The organism is Streptomyces sp. NPDC038135, from assembly GCF_055601245.1.
Genome location: NZ_JBVJXS010000002.1, coordinates 596,687 through 615,085, shown reverse-complemented (window position 1 = coordinate 615,085; position 18,399 = coordinate 596,687). Strand labels below are relative to the sequence as shown.

General features: G+C 74.0%; 11 protein-coding genes and 3 tRNA genes. 8 read left to right on the top strand and 6 right to left on the bottom strand.

The window, feature by feature from the left end:
• Positions 1 to 30: 30 nt before the first annotated feature.
• Both ACZ7JA_RS07060 and ACZ7JA_RS07055 read left to right on the top strand, forming a co-directional pair.
• Positions 31 to 1,518, top strand: a complete 1,488-nt coding sequence (locus ACZ7JA_RS07060; RefSeq protein WP_389299710.1) for an acyl-CoA synthetase — start codon at positions 31 to 33, stop codon at positions 1,516 to 1,518.
• Entirely contained in the window at positions 1,511 to 2,854 is a 1,344-nt protein-coding gene (locus tag ACZ7JA_RS07055) for a carboxyl transferase domain-containing protein (RefSeq protein WP_470807549.1), read from the top strand. The genes ACZ7JA_RS07060 and ACZ7JA_RS07055 overlap by 8 nt, the downstream gene beginning before the upstream one ends.
• Before the next feature lie 55 nt (positions 2,855 to 2,909).
• Here ACZ7JA_RS07055 and ACZ7JA_RS07050 read toward each other — a convergent pair whose 3' ends face one another.
• Positions 2,910 to 6,527 carry a S8 family serine peptidase gene (locus tag ACZ7JA_RS07050; protein WP_470807548.1) on the bottom strand — a complete coding sequence of 1,206 codons (3,618 nt, stop codon included), beginning with the start codon at positions 6,525 to 6,527 and terminating at the stop codon, positions 2,910 to 2,912.
• A 981-nt stretch (positions 6,528 to 7,508) separates the two neighbouring features.
• Between ACZ7JA_RS07050 and mreB the strand changes: the two genes are divergently transcribed.
• A complete protein-coding gene (gene mreB / locus ACZ7JA_RS07045) occupies positions 7,509 to 8,546 on the top strand; it encodes a rod shape-determining protein (protein WP_351659694.1) in 1,038 nt (345 codons plus the stop codon).
• A gap of 164 nt (positions 8,547 to 8,710) precedes the next feature.
• Here mreB and ACZ7JA_RS07040 read toward each other — a convergent pair whose 3' ends face one another.
• On the bottom strand, positions 8,711 to 9,655 hold the full coding sequence (locus ACZ7JA_RS07040) for an anti-sigma factor RsbA family regulatory protein (protein ID WP_389447064.1): 945 nt from the start codon (positions 9,653 to 9,655) through the stop codon (positions 8,711 to 8,713).
• 215 nt (positions 9,656 to 9,870) lie between these two features.
• Here ACZ7JA_RS07040 and ACZ7JA_RS07035 point away from each other — a divergent pair, with 215 nt between their 5' ends.
• Positions 9,871 to 10,566: an ANTAR domain-containing response regulator gene (locus ACZ7JA_RS07035; RefSeq protein ID WP_470807546.1), complete on the top strand. Its 696-nt coding sequence runs from the start codon at positions 9,871 to 9,873 to the stop codon at positions 10,564 to 10,566.
• A gap of 375 nt (positions 10,567 to 10,941) precedes the next feature.
• On the opposite strand, the gene ACZ7JA_RS07030 is transcribed toward ACZ7JA_RS07035, so the two are convergent.
• From ACZ7JA_RS07030 to ACZ7JA_RS07020, 3 genes are all read right to left on the bottom strand, one after another.
• Positions 10,942 to 11,015, bottom strand: a tRNA-Ile gene (locus tag ACZ7JA_RS07030).
• Between the two features lie 176 nt (positions 11,016 to 11,191).
• A tRNA-Asn gene (locus tag ACZ7JA_RS07025) sits at positions 11,192 to 11,264 on the bottom strand.
• A gap of 6 nt (positions 11,265 to 11,270) precedes the next feature.
• Positions 11,271 to 11,343, bottom strand: a tRNA-Asn gene (locus ACZ7JA_RS07020).
• A gap of 160 nt (positions 11,344 to 11,503) precedes the next feature.
• On the opposite strand from ACZ7JA_RS07020, the gene ACZ7JA_RS07015 reads away from it, so the two are divergent.
• The 4 genes from ACZ7JA_RS07015 (at position 11,504) to ACZ7JA_RS07000 (ending at position 17,120) form a co-directional block, all read left to right on the top strand.
• A complete protein-coding gene (locus ACZ7JA_RS07015; RefSeq protein WP_351659688.1) occupies positions 11,504 to 11,809 on the top strand; it encodes a YtxH domain-containing protein in 306 nt (101 codons plus the stop codon).
• A gap of 64 nt (positions 11,810 to 11,873) precedes the next feature.
• Positions 11,874 to 13,328, top strand: coding sequence for an FGGY family carbohydrate kinase (locus ACZ7JA_RS07010; protein WP_470807545.1), 1,455 nt, complete (start codon positions 11,874 to 11,876; stop codon positions 13,326 to 13,328).
• Between the two features lie 130 nt (positions 13,329 to 13,458).
• Complete coding sequence (locus tag ACZ7JA_RS07005; protein WP_351659683.1) at positions 13,459 to 15,192, top strand: ABC transporter ATP-binding protein; 1,734 nt, start codon at positions 13,459 to 13,461, stop codon at positions 15,190 to 15,192.
• Positions 15,192 to 17,120 (top strand): ABC transporter ATP-binding protein, encoded by a 1,929-nt coding sequence (locus tag ACZ7JA_RS07000; protein WP_351659680.1) that lies wholly within the window; start codon positions 15,192 to 15,194, stop codon positions 17,118 to 17,120. Before ACZ7JA_RS07005 ends, ACZ7JA_RS07000 begins: the two co-directional genes overlap by 1 nt.
• Positions 17,121 to 17,158: 38 nt before the next feature.
• Here ACZ7JA_RS07000 and ACZ7JA_RS06995 read toward each other — a convergent pair whose 3' ends face one another.
• Positions 17,159 to 18,391 (bottom strand): RNA polymerase sigma factor, encoded by a 1,233-nt coding sequence (locus tag ACZ7JA_RS06995; RefSeq protein ID WP_404025469.1) that lies wholly within the window; start codon positions 18,389 to 18,391, stop codon positions 17,159 to 17,161.
• Positions 18,392 to 18,399: the final 8 nt, after the last annotated feature.

The window sequence follows — 18,399 nt, the reverse complement described above, 5'->3', positions numbered from 1 at the left end:
CGAGTCCCCCGATTACAAGGAGTGCGCCGCGTGTCCTCCCTCTTTCCCGCCCTGGTGGACGGTCCGGGCAAGCCCAGCGGTACGGGGGTCCCCCCGGACGAGGTCCGGGGGAGGGTCGCCCTGCGGTTCGGCGAGCGGTCGCTGACATACGGCGCGCTCGCCGGCGCCGCGGGCGCGGTCGCCGCCCGCCTGAGCGGCGCGGGGCGGGTCGCCGTGTGGGCGACCCCGGAGCTGGAGACCGCCGTCGCGGTGACCGGCGCGCTGCTCGCCGGGGTGGCCGCGGTGCCGCTGAACCCGAAGTCGGGCGACAAGGAGCTGGCGCACATCGTCTCCGACAGCGCGCCGGACCTGGTCCTGGCCGCGCCCGGTGACGAACTCCCCTCCGCGCTGGACCACTTGGAGCGGCTGGACGTCGACGCCGGCGGCAGCGCCCCGCCGCCCCCTGAACGGGCCGGCGACGGCGACCCCGCACTGATCGTCTACACCTCCGGCACCACCGGCCCGCCCAAGGGCGCGGTCGTGCCGCGCCGGGCCCTGGCCGCGACCCTGGACGCACTGGCCGACGCCTGGCAGTGGACGGACCGGGACGTGCTGGTGCACGGGCTGCCCCTGTTCCATGTGCACGGCCTGGTGCTGGGCACCCTCGGTCCGCTGCGCCGGGCCGGCTCGGTGCGGCACCTGGGGCGGTTCAGCACCGAGGGCGTGGCGCGCGAGCTGAACGACGGCGCGACCATGCTGTTCGGGGTGCCGACGATGTACCACCGCATCGCCGAGGCGCTTCCCGGCGACCCGGAGCTGGCCAGAGCGCTCGGCGGGGCCCGGCTGCTGGTCTCCGGCTCGGCCGCGCTGCCCGTGCACGACCACGAGCGGATCGCGGCGGCGACCGGTCGCCGGGTGATCGAGCGGTACGGCATGACGGAGACCCTGATGAACACCAGCGTGCGGGCCGACGGCGAGGCCAGGGCCGGGACGGTCGGGGTGCCGCTGCCGGGTGTGGAGCTGCGGCTGGTGGAGGAGGACGGGACGCCTATCACCGAGTACGACGGGGAGAGCGTCGGCGAGATCCAGGTGCGCGGCCCGAACCTGTTCACCGAGTACCTGCACCGGCCCGACGCCACCGCCGCCGCGTTCACCGCCGACGGCTGGTTCCGCACCGGCGACATGGCGGTGCGCGAGCCCGACGGCTACGTCCGCATCGTCGGGCGCAAGGCCACCGACCTGATCAAGAGCGGCGGCTACAAGATCGGCGCGGGTGAGATCGAGAACGCGCTGCTGGAGCACCCGGGGGTGCGGGAGGCGGCGGTCACCGGGGAGCCGGACGCGGACCTGGGCGAGCGGATCGTGGCGTGGATCGTGCCCTCGGACCCGAAGGCGCCGCCCTCCGACGCGGAACTGGCCGACCACGTGGCCCGGCGGCTCGCCCCGCACAAGCGCCCGCGCGTGGTCCGCCACCTGGACGTCCTGCCCCGCAACGAGATGGGGAAGATCATGAAGCGGGCGCTGGTGCCCGATGCCTGAGCGGCTGTCGGCACGGGAGATCCTCGCCCTGGTCGCGGACGAGGCGAGCTTCCGGGAACTCCCCGTCGCGGGACGGGCCCACGAGACCGACGGCCCCCTCGGCTGGGACGGTTACGGCGCGGCGCGCGCCGGTGCCGCCGAGCGCACCGGCGAGGCGGAGTCCGTGGTGTGCGGCACCGCGAGCGTCGGCGGCACCCGGGCCGTGCTGATCGCGTTCGAGTTCGGCTTCCTCGGCGGCTCCCTCGGCGAGCGCACCGGCGACCGGCTGGAGGCCGCCTACCGGCACGCCCGCGCCCACCGACTGCCCGTCGTGCCGCTCGTCGCCACCGGCGGCAGCCGGATGCAGGAGGGCATGCTCGCGCTGACCCAGCTCCAGCGGGTGGCCCGCGAGTCGGCGCTCACCCGGGAGGCGGGGCTGCCGCAGATCGCGGTGGTGCGGGACCCCACGACCGGCGGCGGCTGGGCCACCCTGGGCGCCGGCGCCGACGTGATCCTGGCGCTCCCGGGCGCCCAGGTGGGCTTCGCCGGCTCCCGGGTCCGGCCGCCGGACGCGGACCCGGCCGCCTACACGGCGGAGGCACAGGTGGCCGCGGGTTCGGCGGACGCGGTGGTGCCGCCTGGGCAACTCCGGCAGACGCTCGGCCACTGGCTCCGGCTGCTCACCACCCCGGCGCGGGAGGCGCCGGCGCCGCACGCCCTGGGCGCGCCCGCGCTCCCGGAGACCGGCTGGGAGGCCGTCCTGCGGGCCCGCTCCCCCGAACGCCCGCGCGCCCGGGCCTATCTGGACGCCTACTTCACCCGCCGGGTGGCCGTCCACGGTGACCGCTGCGGGGGCGCCGATCCCGAGGGCATGCTGTGCGGCTTCGGCGAGCGGGACGGCCGCACGGTGGCCTACGCGGCGCAGACGGGGACGGCGACCCGGCCCGCCGGGTACCGGACCGCGGCACGGCTGATCCGGCTCGCGGACCGGCTGGACATCCCGGTGCTGACCCTGGTGGACACACCGGGTGCGGCGAACGACGCCGAGGCGGAGCGGCAGGGCGCCGGGCCCGCGATCGCGGAGGTGTTCGGCGCGGTGGCGGCCGCCCGGGTGCCGGTCACCACGCTGGTCGTCGGCGAGGGCGGCTCGGGCGGGGCGCTCGCGCTGGCCGCGCCCGGCAACACCTGGGCCACCCCGGACAGTTACTTCTCGGTGATCGCCCCGGAGCTGGCGGCGGCCATCCTGAAGCGCCCGCCCGGGGAGGTGGAGGCGACCGCGGGTCAACTGCGCGTGCGCCCCCAGGACCTGGTGGAGCTGGGCGTGATCCGGGGCATCATGTACCACCCCGGCCCCTAGGTCGTGTCCGGCTCGCGGGGCGGGGGCGGCCCGGGAACCGCCCCCGCCGCGACGGCTACCGCACCCCCACCGCCCGGATGATCTCCTGGGTGACCGAGCCGCCCTTGTCGTCCCGGGCCGAGGCGCGCAGGGAGACCTGGGCGGCGTCGCGGGGCACGGTCAGGGTGCCGTGCCAGGAGGCGTTCCGGTCCGCGGTGAGCGGGACCGTCCGCCAGGTGGCGCCGCCGTCGTAGGACACCTCCAGCCTGCCGCCGCCGAGGGTCCCGGTGCCGGCGGCCTTCGCCACGTACGAGGCGGCGATCCCGACCGGTACGCGGTGCCCGGCGGGCACCGTGCCGGCGAGGTCGGTGCCGACGTCGAAGGCGAGGTTGATCAGCGGCAGGTAGGTCCAGCGGTCCTCCGGGGTGGACGCCGACCGGAACGTCCACTCGCTGTGGCCCTTGGTGCCGGGCTTCCACAGGCCGGGGTCGAGGGCGGTGTCGGTGACCACCTTGTAGGTGTGCTCGTCGGCGGGCGCGTCCCACACGTAGGCGCCGGAGCTGGTGCGCCGGTCGACGAGCGTGCCGTCCAGGTAGACGGCGGTGGTCTGGGTCATCCCGCTGCCCTCGCTCCACACGTCGCCGAAGCCGGTGTGGTCGGGCCCGGAGTCGCCCCAGCCCGGGGTGTTCAACTGCATCTGGTTGCCCGCGCGTTGCTGCCCCCAGCCGAGCCCGGTGCCGAGCCACGGGTGCCACACCGGGCGGAACCAGTTCAGCTCCTGCCGTGATCCGCCGTCGTAGCGCACCAGTCCGCTGCGCTCCTCCAGCGCCCCGTCGCGTGCGGTGACGGACTCGTGCCAGAGCTGGCCGGGGCCGGTGGAGACGTAGTCGGTGCGCTCGGAGGGCAGGTCGACGCGCTCCTGGAAGCCGAGACCTATGGGGAAGGTGCCGGTGACCGAGTACCGGAACTCGCCGCCCCCGATCGGCTCCGCGGCGTGGAACCGGCTGTGCACGGTCGCCAGTTGACGCCCCGAGGGCGCGTACGTGAGGTCCCGGTCCGGGATCGCGCCCGGGTGCCCCTCGGACAGGTCGTACACGTACGGGGAGTTGCGGGTGCCGGTCATGTCCACCTTGCCCGCCGCCCGCAGCCGGGCCGCGTCCGCCGCGCTCACGGTGGCGATCTGCAGCCGCCGGTCGGCGTTGTCGTCCGTGCCCCACCAGGCCATCAGCCGGCCGGGGGCGTCGTCCGTGACGAACAGCGCCCTGGCGCCCGCGTCCTGGGCCGCCTGGGCCAGCGCGGCCGGGTCGGCGCCGTCGGCCAGGTGCGCGAGCACCGCCCTGCCCCCGACCCCGGTGAGCGGCCCGTCGCCGACGTCGGTCAGCGGCAGTCTCGTGCGGCCCTCGATCAGCGAGCCGCCCGCCTGCACGGTGGCCTCGCCGATCCCCCTGACCTCCAGCAGCGGCTTGGCGAGCCGCCACACGGTCCGGTACTCGAAGGCGCCCTCGGCGACCTTCTCGGTCGGCGCGGCGAAGACGCTGTCGTAGGTGAGCGGCACCTGGACGGCGCCGAACAGGTCGGCGCCGTTCGCCGTCCGGTCGTACTCCATGAGCAGTTGCCGGGTCTCGGTGCGCCGGCGGACGTCCGCCCTCACCTCCCGCAGCTTCCGGCCGTCGAGGGTGACGTCCCGGTCCCGGTCGAGGGTGATCTCGGGGGCGGCGAGGAAGCCGAGGCCGAGCGAGTCGGCGCCGTGGCCGCCGCGCACGTCGAGGAAGGAGGTCAGGCTGTACGTGCCCGGCTTCAGCCGCAGCTTCAGGGTGCCGGAGTCGCCGACGTGGGCGGGCTGGGCGTCCTCGCCTGCGGCGAGCCGCTGCACGGCGAGGTCGGCCGCGGTGGCCGCGCCCGCGCGGTCCTTGACGTGGACGGTCAGCGTGTACCGCTCCTCCTCCTTGACCAGCCCGAACACGGTGTGCGCGACCGGGGTGCCGTCGGGCGCCGAGGCCACGATCTGCCCGCCGCTCTCACCGACCGGGGCCTTCGCGCCGTCACCGGTGACGGTGGTGGAGGCGGTGCCGTGCGCGGGGACGCTCAGGGCGGGGTCGGCGAGGGTGGCGACGCCCTCCGGCCCGCCCTCGACGGCCAGCGTCAGCCGGATGTCCGCGTCGGAGGAGTTGCGGTAGGTGAGGGTGCGGGTGACCGGCTTGTCCGCGTCGTACGGCCAGGCGTGGAAGCCGAGGTCGGCGCTGCCGGTGGCGGTGACGTCGGCCTTGACGGCGTCCGGCACGCTGACCCGCCCGGCGCCCAGCACGTACGGGGACGCGTCCAGCCGGGTGGAGGTCGACATCAGCGCGTCCTTCAGCCGGGCGCCGGACCAGTCCGGGTGCGCCTGGGCGAGCAGCGCGGCCACCCCGGCGACATGCGGCGTCGCCATGGAGGTGCCGCTCATCGAGGTGTACGGCCCGTCGCCCTCGGTGAGCCGGGAGCGGGCGGCGAGGATGTCGACACCGGGCGCGGAGAGGTCCGGCTTGAGGGCGTTGTCGCCGTACCGGGGTCCGGCGCTGGTGAAGTAGGCCGCCTGGTCGCCGGAGTCCACCGCGCCGACGGTGAGGGCCGCGTCGGCGGCGCCCGGCGAGCCTATGGAGGAGGGCGCGCCGGTGTTGCCGGCCGCGACGACGAACAGGGCGCCGGTCTCCGCGGAGAGGGTGTCCACCGCCTGCGCCATGGGGTCGGTGCCGTCGCTGGCCTCGGTCGAGCCCAGGCTCATGGAGATCACCCGGGCGTGCACGTCCCGCGCCGCCCACTCCATGCCCGCGATGATCTGCGACTCGCTGCCCGAGCCCTGGTCGCTGAGCACCTTGCCGACCGCGAGGGTGGCCCCGGGCGCGACGCCCCGCTCCTTGCCGTCGGAGGCGGCGCCGCTGCCGCCCACGGTGGAGGTGACGTGGGTGCCGTGACCGTTGCGGTCGGCGACCTCCTCGCCCTCGATGAAGCTCCGGCTGTCGGTGACCCGGTCCTTGAGGTCGGGGTGGGTCAGGTCGGCGCCGGTGTCCAGCACGGCGACCTTGACGCCCTTGCCGGTGAGGCCCGCGTCCCAGGCGGACGGTGTCCCGATCTGGGCGTTGCTCTCGGCCATGTCGGCCTTGACGCGCCCGTCGAGCCAGACCTTGTCCACGCTCCCGCGCCGGGTGAAGGACCGCCAGAAGGCGCGCCCCCGGGCGGCGTCGACGGCGGCTCCGCGCAGGCTGGGCAGCGACCGGGTCCGCTCGGCGCCTGCCGGGGTGGCGGCCCGGGAGCCCTTGCCGTAGGTCACGATGAGCGGCAGCGCGTCCGCCTTGGCGTCGGTGAGCCCCTGCCGGATGAGCCCGCTCACGTCGAACAGCCGCCGGTCCAGGCTGCCGGCCCGCAGGTACGGCCGCGCCTCGTCCGGCACGACGGTGATCTCGCCGCCGTTCACCTGGGTCCGCACGGCTCCGGTGGCCCCTCGGGGCCGCCCCACGGTGACGGTCTTCCTCCCCTGCCCCAGGTCCGTGACGGTCACCTTGTCGCCGGTGACGAGGGTGACGGTGGTGGCGGTGTCCGGGGTGCGCCGTGCCGCGGTGACGGCCTGCTGCGCGACCGCGGGCCCGTTCGGCAACAGGGCGATCACGAGCCCCGCCGACAGCAGGGCCGCCCCTCGTCTGACTGGTCCTCTGGTCATCCACGCCTCTTCTCGTGTCGAGCGCGTCGAGTGCTGGGACGAGTGTCATGTGCCGTGTGGTGCACGGGTGTTGACCGGTCGTGGCGGAAAGGCGTCCTGGCGGCTTCCCGCCAGCGACGGCCCCGGCGGGCGGCGGAATCCGGGACAACCGCCGGCGGCGGGCGCGGGACGATGGCGCGGAGGGCATGCAGCGGATTGCCGCCCGGCTGTGCCGTGCACCGAGCGGCGGGGCGGCGCGTCCGTCCAACGCCCGCGTGAGTGGCGGGCGTTGCGGCCCTCCGCCTCGGTGGGACGGCACCCGCCTCACGACCCGGACCTCGGGAGCCTCGCCGTCCGGCGGCCGGGGGGAGCGAGGGCGATGAGCGGAACGGCTCGTACGGAGAGGCCACGAAGCGGCGGGTCGCGTCGAGACCGGGCGCGGTGCGCGCGCCGACGGCGAGGGCCGCCCAGTCCCGGACGGACGGCGTGGCGTGCAGGAGCAGCGGCGCGGCAGTGCCCGGAGGGCGACGGCGAGCCGCCCGGCCGGGCACCGCCCGCGCCGGGGCCGGCGCGGCGCGCGGCGGGATGGAGAGGACGTCGACGACGATAAGCGGTGTGCTGCCCCGCACGACGGGTCCGGCCGGCGGACCGAGCCGACCCTCCGGCCCGCCGAAGGGGAAGTGCCCAGGTCACCGGGTCGGCGCAGAGGCGGTGACCCGCCGGCACGGGGCGGGCCACGGCCCGCGGATCGTCCCGGCGCTCCGTTCCGCTCCCCTGCCGGGTGGAGCCGGACCCACCGCGGAAGCGGACACCGGCGGCAGCCACTGAGGGCGCGACCCCGAGGAGCGGGACCCGCCCGTCCGGCCCGCCGCGCCGGGGACGACCCGTTCAGCGGTGCCCCGCCCGGCCCCCTCCCGCAGGCGGGCCGTCGGCGTCACCCGGAGAGTGGGGAGGAAGCCACCGTCCGGCCTCCAAGGCCCTGCGCACTCGGGAGGATCCGCCGTGACCGTCAGCCTGGAGCAGTTGCGTCGCTGTCACTTCGCCGTCGACCTGGGCGCGGCCCGTACCCGGGTGTATGTGAAGGGTGCCGGGATCGTCGTCGACCAGCCATCGGTCGCGGCCGTGAACACCCGGACGGGCGCGCTGATCGCGGTGGGCGAGTTCGCGGAGCAGATGACGGGGCGGACGCCGGGTTACATCAAGGTCGTGCGGCCCGTCTCCGGCGGCACGGTGGTCGACATCGAGATGGCGCAGCGCATGCTGCGGCAACTGATCGGCGAGAAGGTGCGCCGCGCCCTGCGCCGCAAGCCCCGGCTGCGGGCGGCGGCCTGCACCCCGCACGACGCGGACCCGCTGGCCCAGCGGGCGACGATCGAGACGCTGGTCGGGCTCGGGGCGCGCCGGGTCGAGCTGGTGGACACGCTGATCGCGGCCGCGGTGGGATGCGGACTGCCGGTGGAGCAGCCCGAGGCGACGATGATCATGGTGTGCGGGGCCGCGGCCACGCAGGTCGCCGTGCTCTCGCTCGGCTCGCTCGTGACCGCCGAGCGCATCCCGGTCGGCGGGGAGGCCGTCGACAACGCGATCGTGCAGCATCTGCGGCTCGAGCACCGGCTGCTGCTGCCCAGCCAGGCGGTAAGGCCGCTGCAGGTCGCCCTGTCCGGCAGCGGGCTCACCCCGGACGGGCCGGCCCTGACGGAGATCCACGGGCGGGACGTGGTCACCGGCCTCGCCCGCAGCGTGCGGGTCAAGACGGCGGCCGTTCGCAACGCCATCCAGACCCCGCTGACCTCGATCCTCGACGGCATCGGCAAGGTGCTGCGCGAGTGCCCGCCCGACCTGGTGGCCGACCTCGCCGACCGCGGGATCGTGATGGTCGGCGGCTCCGCCCTGCTGCCCGGCCTGGACCAGATGCTGCGTCAGGCGACCGGCGTCCCCGTGCACATCGCGGAACGGCCGGAGCTGTGCGCGGTCCAGGGCCTCGGCGCGATGCTGGAGGGCAACGTCGAGCCCCTGGTCCTGAACCCGCGCGCCGCCTGACCGGACCCGCCGGTTCCGCGGGGAAGGCCCCGCACGGAGGTCGACAGGGCGGCGCGGGAACGGGACCGACGGCCCCGGCGCGCCCTAGGTACTCGGGCTTTCGGCCGGTGCGGCGAGAGTGCGTGCCGGGCGTCGCGACGCAGACGCGACTTCGCGGACACGGCCTAGCGCGCGAGGTAGCTGCGGATCGTCGTACCGGACGCGGCCGTGTGCGTGCGAACCAGGTCCGACAGGAGGTTGACCAGGAGCAGTCCGCGGCCGCCGCTCCGGCCGTGGGCGGCGGGACGGTGGCCGGTCAGCGGGTCGGTGATGCGGCCCCGGTCCCGGACCTCCAGCAGCACGTGCCCCTCCTCCGCCCACAGCGTGAGCGCGCCCGTGCCGCCGCCGTGCACCACGCTGTTGGTGGTCAGCTCGGCGGCGATCAGGGACAGGTCGTCGAGCCGCCGGCCGGTCAGGCCGAGCCGACCGCCGTGTTCGGTGACGAGGTGCCGGGCCCTGGCGAGGGAGCCGCTGCCGTAGGTGAGGGCGAGGACGGTGGGCCCTGGTACCGGCGTGAGCGGCAGCGGCTGGTTGTAGCGGGCGACGACGCCCTCGGGGTCGTAGGCCTCGCTGGGGCGGGGCTCCGTGCTGCCGGGCGGAATGACGACGGGGTGGGTGGCGTGGGCGTCGGCGAGCGCCCGCTCGTCGAGGCGCGCCGAGTCGTAGGGGCACAGGACGGTGACCTCGCGGCCCAGGAACGCCGCGTTGACGAGCGCCTCGAACTGGGCGCAGGCGGGGTACTCGGCGGCGCTGCGGCCCGCCCACACCGGCTCGCCGACGATGCGCACGGGCCTGCCGGGCGGTCTGCCGTCGGCGAAGGCGTGCAGCACGCCGGGGATGATCCGGCCGGGGTTGCGTCCGGCCTCCCGCATGTCCAGGCACCGCACGGCGTCGGCGTCGGCGCCCAGCGCGTCCCGGATCAGCCGCAGGTTCTCCCCTGGCACCGCCACCGCGACCGGCTCACCGGCGGCCAGGGCGGCGCGCACGAACGGCACGGTGCCGGCGAGGTACTGCTCGGCGTCCGCGTAGAAGAGGGCGGGGTGGGCGAAGGGCCGGGGGGCCGCGGTCATGGCATCGGCGCGCCCGGGCGGTCCGCCGCGGGCAGGCGGTGCGGCGGCGGCCGTCGGGGGCCACGCCGGCTCCGGCACGCTCACGACACCTCCCTGCGGCACTGGGATCACGGGCCCCAGTATGCGCCCCGGCGCCACCGCGCGGGGGTGTGGGGCCCGGGCGGCGAGGGCAGGCGGGGATATACGAGCCAAGAGGACCGGAGCAGGGCGGAGACATGACCTCAGCGGCACGAGACCCCTACACCGGACGCCTTGACGCGCTGGTCGTCGAGGGTCGGACGGTGCGTGACCGGGCTTTACTCCAGGCGCGTGGAGAGGTGGTGCGCGGCGCCGCGGACACGGTGGCCAGAGCCCTGGCCGCCCTCCCGCCGGACGTCGGCCGGGTCGAAGTGGACATGAGCGAGGTGACCTTCATGGACACCTCGGGACTGGAGTGCCTGGACGTGCTCGGCGAGTACGGGCGCCGGCGCGGCGTGCCGGTCGCGGTCACCGGTTGGCGGGGCCAGCCGCGCCGGGTGCTGGAACTGGTGGGCCTGGACGACACCGACCCGCTGCCCGCCGCCCCGTTCGCCGGTTCACCCGTGCGCAACGCCTCCGCGGTGGCCCGTGAACGGGCCGAGCAACTGGGTTCGCTGCGGGCCGAGATAGCGCAGCTTCGGCACGCGATCGACTCCCGCCCGGTGATCGACCAGGCGCGCGGCATCCTGATGGCCGCTCACTCCTGCACCCCCGAACAGGCCTGGCACGTCCTGCGGGAGGCGTCCCAGCGCACCAACACCAAGCTGCGCGAGGTGGCGGGGGCGCTCATCGTGAGCACGGCGCCCGGCAGCCCGCCGCCGTCCGGGGCCCTGCGTGCCGCGCTGCGGGCGGCGGTGGCCCGCCATGTGCCGCCGTCCCCCGGCGGCCGGTGACGGCGGGGACGGCCGGCGGCGGTCAGTACGGGAGGATGCGCCCGGAGGGCGTCCTGCGGTCGATCTCCTGCCCGCGCGGGGCGGCGGGCCGGCGAATGACACGTACCCGGATACGACGGTCCATGACGCCCTCCTCCTGCCGGCGCCGCCCGCGCGGCGGCTTCCGGTAGGAGGTCCGTGCCCAGCGCAGGGCATGTCCAAGCCAAAATCACGGCAAGTCGTGACCGTTCGAGGGCTGTTGGCCGAACCGCTTGACGAATCCGAACGATTCGTCCGGCCTGCCGCGGCCGACCGGACGGCGGCCCGTTGCGCTGATCGTCGGCACGCTCGGCCGGGCGCCGGATGGCGAGACGTTTCTGCGGGAGTAGTGCTGAGTGGGGCGGGTGGGACTCGAACCCACGGCCGACGGATTATGAGTCCGCTGCTCTAACCGGCTGAGCTACCGCCCCATAGCGGCGTGTCGCGTACAAGTGTGCGCGCCGTCTGCCGCAGCATAGCCGCTCATACGATCTCCTGCTTCGGATGGTCGGCTTCCGCGCTGCTTCCTGACCTTGAGGACTTCACCAGGTCGGCGGCGGTTCCCAGGGACATGAAAAAGGACCCCGGAGGGTCCTCGTTCAACGCGCTCCCCCGACTGGACTCGAACCAGTAACCTGCCGGTTAACAGCCGGCTGCTCTGCCAATTGAGCTACGGAGGACCGAAGCTCCCCCGACTGGACTCGAACCAGTAACCTGCCGGTTAACAGCCGGCTGCTCTGCCAATTGAGCTACGGAGGATCGCCTCGTTGCATCGAACGCACCTACCTGGGTATTCGCCAGGGGGCGCGCGCTCGCTGCGACACATACATTAGCGCAAGCAGGGGGGTGCTCCGCCAATCGGTTCTCCCCGGCGCCGACGCCGCACCAGAGACCTCAGACAAAGGGAAGGGTGGCAGCCATGCGCTACCGGCTTACGTTCCTCGCCGGAGTGGCCCTCGGTTACGTGCTGGGCACGAGGGCCGGACGCGAGCGCTACGAGCAGCTGAAGAAATCGGCTCGCCGGCTCGCGGAGAACCCCGCCGTGCGGAACACCGCGGAGACGGCCGCCCAGCAGGGCCGCCAGTACGCGGGCAAGGCGTTCCACACGGTCAGCGACAAGGTGGGCGACCGGGTCCCCGCGTCGGTGGCCCAGCGCGTGCGTTCCCTGCGCGAACGCAACGTGAACGGCGCCCCCGAGGACGACTGGGGCACGAGCAACACGTGACACTCTCGCGGCGCCCCTCCTCCCGCGGCCGAAGCAAGCCCCGCGATGCGGCAGAATTTTCGCCATGGGGATAGTCGCCGGCTTGGACAGCTCACCCGATTTCACGCGCATCGTGGTCTGCGACACGGACACCGGGGCCGTGCTGAGGCAGGGGTACGCCCCGCATCCGGTCGACACGCCGGACGGCGGCGGGCGCCCCAGTGACGTCGACCCGCAGGCCTGGCTGCTGTCCCTGGGCGAGGCCGCGGGCGGCGGGCTGCTGGAGGGCGTCCAGGCCATCGGGGTCTCGACCCAGCAGAACGCGCTGGTCCCGCTGGACGCGCAGGGCAACACCGTGCGGCCGGCTCTGGTCGGCGGGGACAAGCGGGCCCAGGTCGCGGCGGCCGACCTGGTGGACGCGCTGGGCGGCCGGGAGGCCTGGGCCCAGGCCGTGGGGTCCGTGCCGCAGGCGGCGCAGCCGGTGACCAAGCTGCGCTGGCTCGCCAAGAACGAACCCGAGAACGCGCAGCGCACCGCGGTGCTGCTGCAGGCCCACGACTGGCTGGTCTGGCAGCTTCTCGGACGGCCCGTGCGGCGCACCACCGACCGCGGCGGGGCCTCCGGCACCGGGTACTGGTCGGCGGCCACCGGCGGCTACCGGCCCGACCTGGTCGAGCTGTCCCTGGGCCACCAGGCGATGCTGCCCGAGGTGATCGGCCCCTCGGACGCGGCCGGCACCACCCCGGAGGGGCTGCTGATCTCCGCCGGGACCGGGGAGACCATGGCCGCGGCCTTCGGGCTCGGCATCGGGCTCGGGGACGCGGTCGTCTCCCTCGGTGCGTCCGGGTCCGTGATGGCCGTCCACCCGGAGGCCCTCGCCGACCAGTCCGGGATGATCACCTCCCTCGCCGACGCCACCGGCATGCACCTGCCGGTGGTGACCACCCTGAACGCGGTGCGCACCCTGCGCGGCACCGCCGAACTGCTCGGCCTGCCCGATCTGGAGAGCCTGTCCGACCTGGCGATGAAGTCGACGCCCGGGTCGCACGGGCTGGTGCTGCTGCCGTACCTGGAGGGCGAGCGGACGCCGCAGCTCCCGCACACCGCGGGCACGCTGGCCGGACTGCGGCGCGAGTCGATGAAGGCCGAGCACCTGGCGCGGGCCTCGTTCGAGGGCATGCTGTGCGGGCTCGCCGACGCGCTGGACGTGCTGCGCGGACGGGGTGTCGAGGTGCGGCGGGTCTTCCTGCTCGGCGCGGCCGCCGAACTGCCCGCCGTGCAGGCCGCGGCGCCGTCGCTGTTCGGCGCGCAGGTCGTCGTGCCGCAGCCCGCCGACTACGCGGCGATCGGCGCGGCCCGGCAGGCCGCCTGGGCGCTCGGCGTGTCGCAGGGGGCGCTCGACCCGCGCACCCCGCCGGCCTGGCACGGCGCGGCCGCGCAGGTGCTGGAGCCGGGCGAGGAACTGGCCGTGGGGCAGGCGGTGCGGCAGCAGTTCGTGTCGGTCCGGGAGCAGACCCACCCCGGAGCGTTCCGCTCGTGACGGCCCGGGCCTCCGGGTGCCGGGAGCACGCCGATGGCTTAATCGGTTGAGGTAACACGGGTGGAGTGCCCGACGATAGGGGCGAAGGGCGCATCGACCAGCCCCTGTCGCCGACTCCGAGAGACGTAGCGTGCTCATACGACTTCTGCGGACCTATCTCAGGCCCTATAGAAAACCCATAGCGTTCCTGGTGCTGCTGCAGTTCCTGCAGACCTGCGCCACCCTCTACCTGCCCACGCTCAACGCCGACATCATCGACAACGGTGTCGTGAAGGGCGACACGGACTACATCCTGTCCTTCGGCGCCCTGATGATCGGCGTCTCGCTGGTGCAGGTCGTGTGCAACATCGGCGCGGTGTACTTCGGCGCCCGGACCGCCTCCGCGCTCGGCCGGGACGTGCGCGGTGCGGTCTTCGACCGGGTCCAGTCGTTCTCCGCCCGTGAGGTGGGTCACTTCGGGGCGCCCTCGCTCATCACCCGTACGACGAACGACGTACAGCAGGTCCAGATGCTGGCCCTGATGTCGTTCACCCTGATGGTGTCGGCGCCCATCATGTGCGTCGGCGGGATCGTGCTCGCTCTCGGTCTCGACGTGCCGCTGTCCGCGGTGCTCGTGGCGGTCGTGCCGGTGCTCGGCATCTCCGTGACGCTGATCGTGCGCCGGCTGCGGCCGCTGTTCCGTTCCATGCAGACGCGGCTGGACACGGTGAACCGGGTGCTGCGCGAGCAGATCACCGGCAACCGGGTGATCCGCGCCTTCGTCCGGGACGAGTACGAGCAGGGCCGGTTCGGGAAGGCCAACGGGGACCTGACCGAGATGCAGCTCGCCACCGGCCGGATGCTCGCCCTCATGTTCCCGATCGTCATGACGGTGGTGAACGTCTCGTCCATCGCGGTGGTCTGGTTCGGCGCCCACCGCATCGACAGCGGCGGGATGGCGATCGGCGACCTGACCGCGTTCCTCGCCTATCTGATGCAGATCGTCATGTCCGTGATGATGGCCACCTTCATGTTCATGATGGTGCCGCGCGCCGAGGTGTGCGCCGAGCGCATCGAGGAGGTCCTGGGGACCGACTCCAGCGTGGTGCCGCCGGTCGCAGCGGTGACCGAGCTGCGCCGGCACGGGCACCTGGAGATCCGGGGCGCGGGCTTCCGCTATCCGGGTGCCGAGGAGCCGGTGCTGAAGGCCGTCGACGTGGTGGCCCGGCCGGGCGAGACGACCGCCGTGATCGGCTCGACCGGCAGTGGGAAGTCGACGCTGCTCGGCCTGGTCCCGCGGCTGTTCGACGCCACCGAGGGCCAGGTGCTGGTGGACGGCGTGGACGTCCGCGAGGTCGACCCGGAGCTGCTCGCCCGGACCGTCGGGCTCGTGCCGCAGAAGCCGTACCTGTTCGCCGGGACGGTCGCGACCAACCTGCGCTACGGCAATCCGGAGGCCACCGACGAGGAGCTGTGGCAGGCGCTGGAGGTGGCGCAGGCCAAGGACTTCGTCAGCAAGCTGGAGGGCGGGCTCGACGCGCCGATCGCGCAAGGCGGCACCAACGTCTCGGGCGGTCAGCGGCAGCGGCTCGCCATCGCCCGCACGCTGGTGCAGCGCCCGGAGATCTACCTCTTCGACGACTCCTTCTCGGCGCTGGACTACGCCACCGACGCGGCGCTGCGCTCCGCGCTCGGCCGCGAGACCGCCGACGCGACCGTCGTCATCGTCGCGCAGCGGGTGGCCACCATCCGGGACGCGGACCGGATCATCGTGCTGGACGAGGGACGGGTGGTCGGCACCGGCCGGCACCACGAACTGATGGCGGCGAACGAGACCTACCGGGAGATCGTGCTCTCCCAGCTGACGGAAGCGGAGGCCGCCTGATGGCCGGGCCCATGGGACGCATGATGGCCGGGGGCGGCCCCGACCAGCGCTCGATGGACTTCAAGGGCACGGGCAAGCGGCTCGTCGCCCGGTTCAGACCCGAACGGGTCACCATCTGCGCCCTGCTGCTGTGCGTGGTCGTCAGCGTGACCCTGAGCGTGCTCGGCCCGAAGATCCTCGGCAAGGCCACCGACCTGGTCTTCGCCGGCATCGTCGGCCGGCGGATGCCGGCCGGGGCCACCAAGGAGCAGGTGCTCCAGTCGATGCGCGAGCGCGGCCAGGGCCAGATCGCCGACATGCTCAAGGGCACCGACTTCACGCCCGGCCAGGGCATCGACTTCGGCGCCGTCGGGCAGGTGCTGCTGCTCGCGCTCGGCACCTTCCTGGTCGCCGGTCTGCTGATGGCGGTCGCCACCCGGCTGGTCAACCGGGCGGTGAACCGCACCATGTACCGGCTGCGCGAGTCCGTGCAGGGGAAGCTGTCGCGGCTGCCGCTGTCGTACTTCGACAAGCGCCAGCGCGGTGAGGTGCTCTCCCGGGCCACCAACGACATCGACAACATCGGGCAGACGCTGCAGCAGTCGATGGGCCAGCTCATCAACGCGGTGCTGACCATCATCGGCGTGCTGGTGATGATGTTCTACGTCTCCTGGCTGCTGGCGCTGGTCGCGCTGGTGACGGTGCCGCTGTCGTTCGTGGTCGCCACCCGGGTCGGCAAGCGGTCGCAGCCGCACTTCGTGCAGCAGTGGCGCAGCACCGGCAAACTGAACGCGCACGTCGAGGAGATGTACACCGGGCACACCCTGGTGAAGGTGTTCGGCCGGCAGGAGGAGTCGGCGCAGCAGTTCGCCGAGCAGAACGAGGCGCTGTACGAGGCCGCGTTCCGGGCCCAGTTCAACAGCGGCGTCATGCAGCCGCTGATGATGTTCGTGTCGAACCTGAACTACGTGCTGGTGGCGGTCGTCGGTGGCCTCAGGGTCGCGTCGGGCGCGCTGTCCATCGGTGACGTGCAGGCGTTCATCCAGTACTCGCGGCAGTTCTCGATGCCGCTGACGCAGGTCGCGTCGATGGCGAACCTGGTGCAGTCGGGTGTCGCCTCGGCGGAGCGGGTCTTCGAACTCCTGGACGCGGAGGAGCAGGAGGCGGACCCGGTGCCGGGCGTGCGGCCCGAGGAACTGCGCGGACGGGTGTGCCTGGATCACGTGTCGTTCCGGTACGACCCGGAGAAGCCGCTGATCGAGGACCTCTCGCTGACGGTGGAGCCGGGGCAGACGGTGGCCATCGTCGGCCCGACCGGCGCGGGCAAGACCACGCTGGTGAACCTGCTGATGCGGTTCTACGACGTCTCCGGCGGGCGCATCACGCTGGACGGGGTGGACGTGCGGCGGATGTCCCGGGACGAACTGCGGTCCGGGATCGGCATGGTGCTCCAGGACACCTGGCTGTTCGGCGGCACCATCGCGGAGAACATCGCCTACGGCGCCGCCCGCGACGTGACCCGGGGCGAGATCGAGGAGGCGGCCCGCGCGGCGCACGCGGACCGGTTCATCCGCACCCTGCCCGACGGCTACGACACCGTGATCGACGACGAGGGTTCCGGGGTCAGCGCCGGTGAGAAGCAGCTCATCACCATCGCGCGGGCGTTCCTGTCCGACCCGGTGATCCTGGTGCTGGACGAGGCCACGAGCTCCGTGGACACCCGTACCGAGGTGCTGATCCAGAAGGCGATGGCCAAACTCGCGCACGGGCGGACGTCGTTCGTCATCGCGCACCGGCTGTCGACGATCCGGGACGCGGACACCATCCTGGTGATGGAGAACGGCTCCATCGTCGAACAGGGCGCGCACGCGGAGCTGCTGGCGGCCGGCGGGGCGTACGCCCGGCTGTACCAGGCGCAGTTCGCGCAGGCCGTGGCCGAGGTGGACTGATCCGCGGCCGGGGCCGTCCACGCCGTGGGCGGCCCCGGTCAGTCCAGGTAGCCCCGCAACTGGTCCGCGAACGTGTGGTCGCGGAGCTTGTTGAGGGTCTTGGACTCGATCTGCCGTATCCGCTCCCGGGTCACGCCGAACAGGCGCCCGATCTCCTCCAGGGTGCGGGGGCGGCCGTCGGCGAGTCCGTAGCGGAGCTGGACGACCTTGCGCTCGCGCTCGCCGAGGGTGGAGAGCACGGCCTCCAGGTGCTCCCGGAGCAGCAGGAACGCGGCCGACTCCACGGGGCTCGCGGCGTCGCCGTCCTCGATGAGGTCGCCGAGGGCCACCTCGTCCTCCTCGCCGACCGGGGCGTGCAGGGACACCGGTTCCTGGGCGAGCCGCAGCACCTCGCGGACCCGCTCGGGCGGCAGGTCGAGCTGGCCGGCGACCTCCTCGGGCGCGGGCTCGTAGCCCCGTTCCTGCAGCATGCGGCGCTGGACGCGGACGACCCGGTTGATCAGTTCCACCACGTGCACGGGCACCCGGATGGTGCGGGCCTGGTCGGCCAGGGCGCGGGACATGGCCTGGCGGATCCACCAGGTGGCGTAGGTGGAGAACTTGTAGCCGCGGGCGTAGTCGAACTTCTCCACGGCCCGGATGAGCCCGAGGTTGCCCTCCTGCACCAGGTCGAGCATGGTCAGGCCGCGGCCGACGTACCGCTTCGCCACCGACACCACGAGCCGCAGGTTGGCCTCGATCAGCCGGCGCTTGGCCATCCGGCCCATGACGACCAGCCGGTCCAGGTCGTGCGCGAGCCGGCTGTCCAGGTCGGGGGTGCTGCTCAGCTTCTCCTCGGCGAACAGACCGGCCTCCACCTTGCGGGCGAGGTCGACCTCCTCGGCGGCGGTGAGCAGCGGGATGCGGCCGATCTCCCGCAGGTACTGGCGGAACAGGTCGGCGGACGGGCCGCCGGTCTCGGCCCGCGCGGCGACCGCGGGTCCCGCGGGCTCGGCGGGCTCGGCGGCCTCCTCCGGCTCCTCCGTCAGCGCCTCGGCGGGTGGCTCCGCCGGTTCACCGGTCTGCTCCTGGTCCGCCTCGGGGTGGCCGAGGGCGCGGCTCTGCGGGGGGACGGCCACGAGGACTCCGGACTCCGCGCCGGGCCCGTCGGCCGCGGCGCCGGCGCTGCTGTCGGTGTGGGTGAGGGTCTGGGTCTGCACGGGGGCGACCTCCTGGGGCAGGCACCGGAAACTGCCTGGGCGGGCACCGGGGGCCCGGGCACCGCACCCCAGTGTGGGGT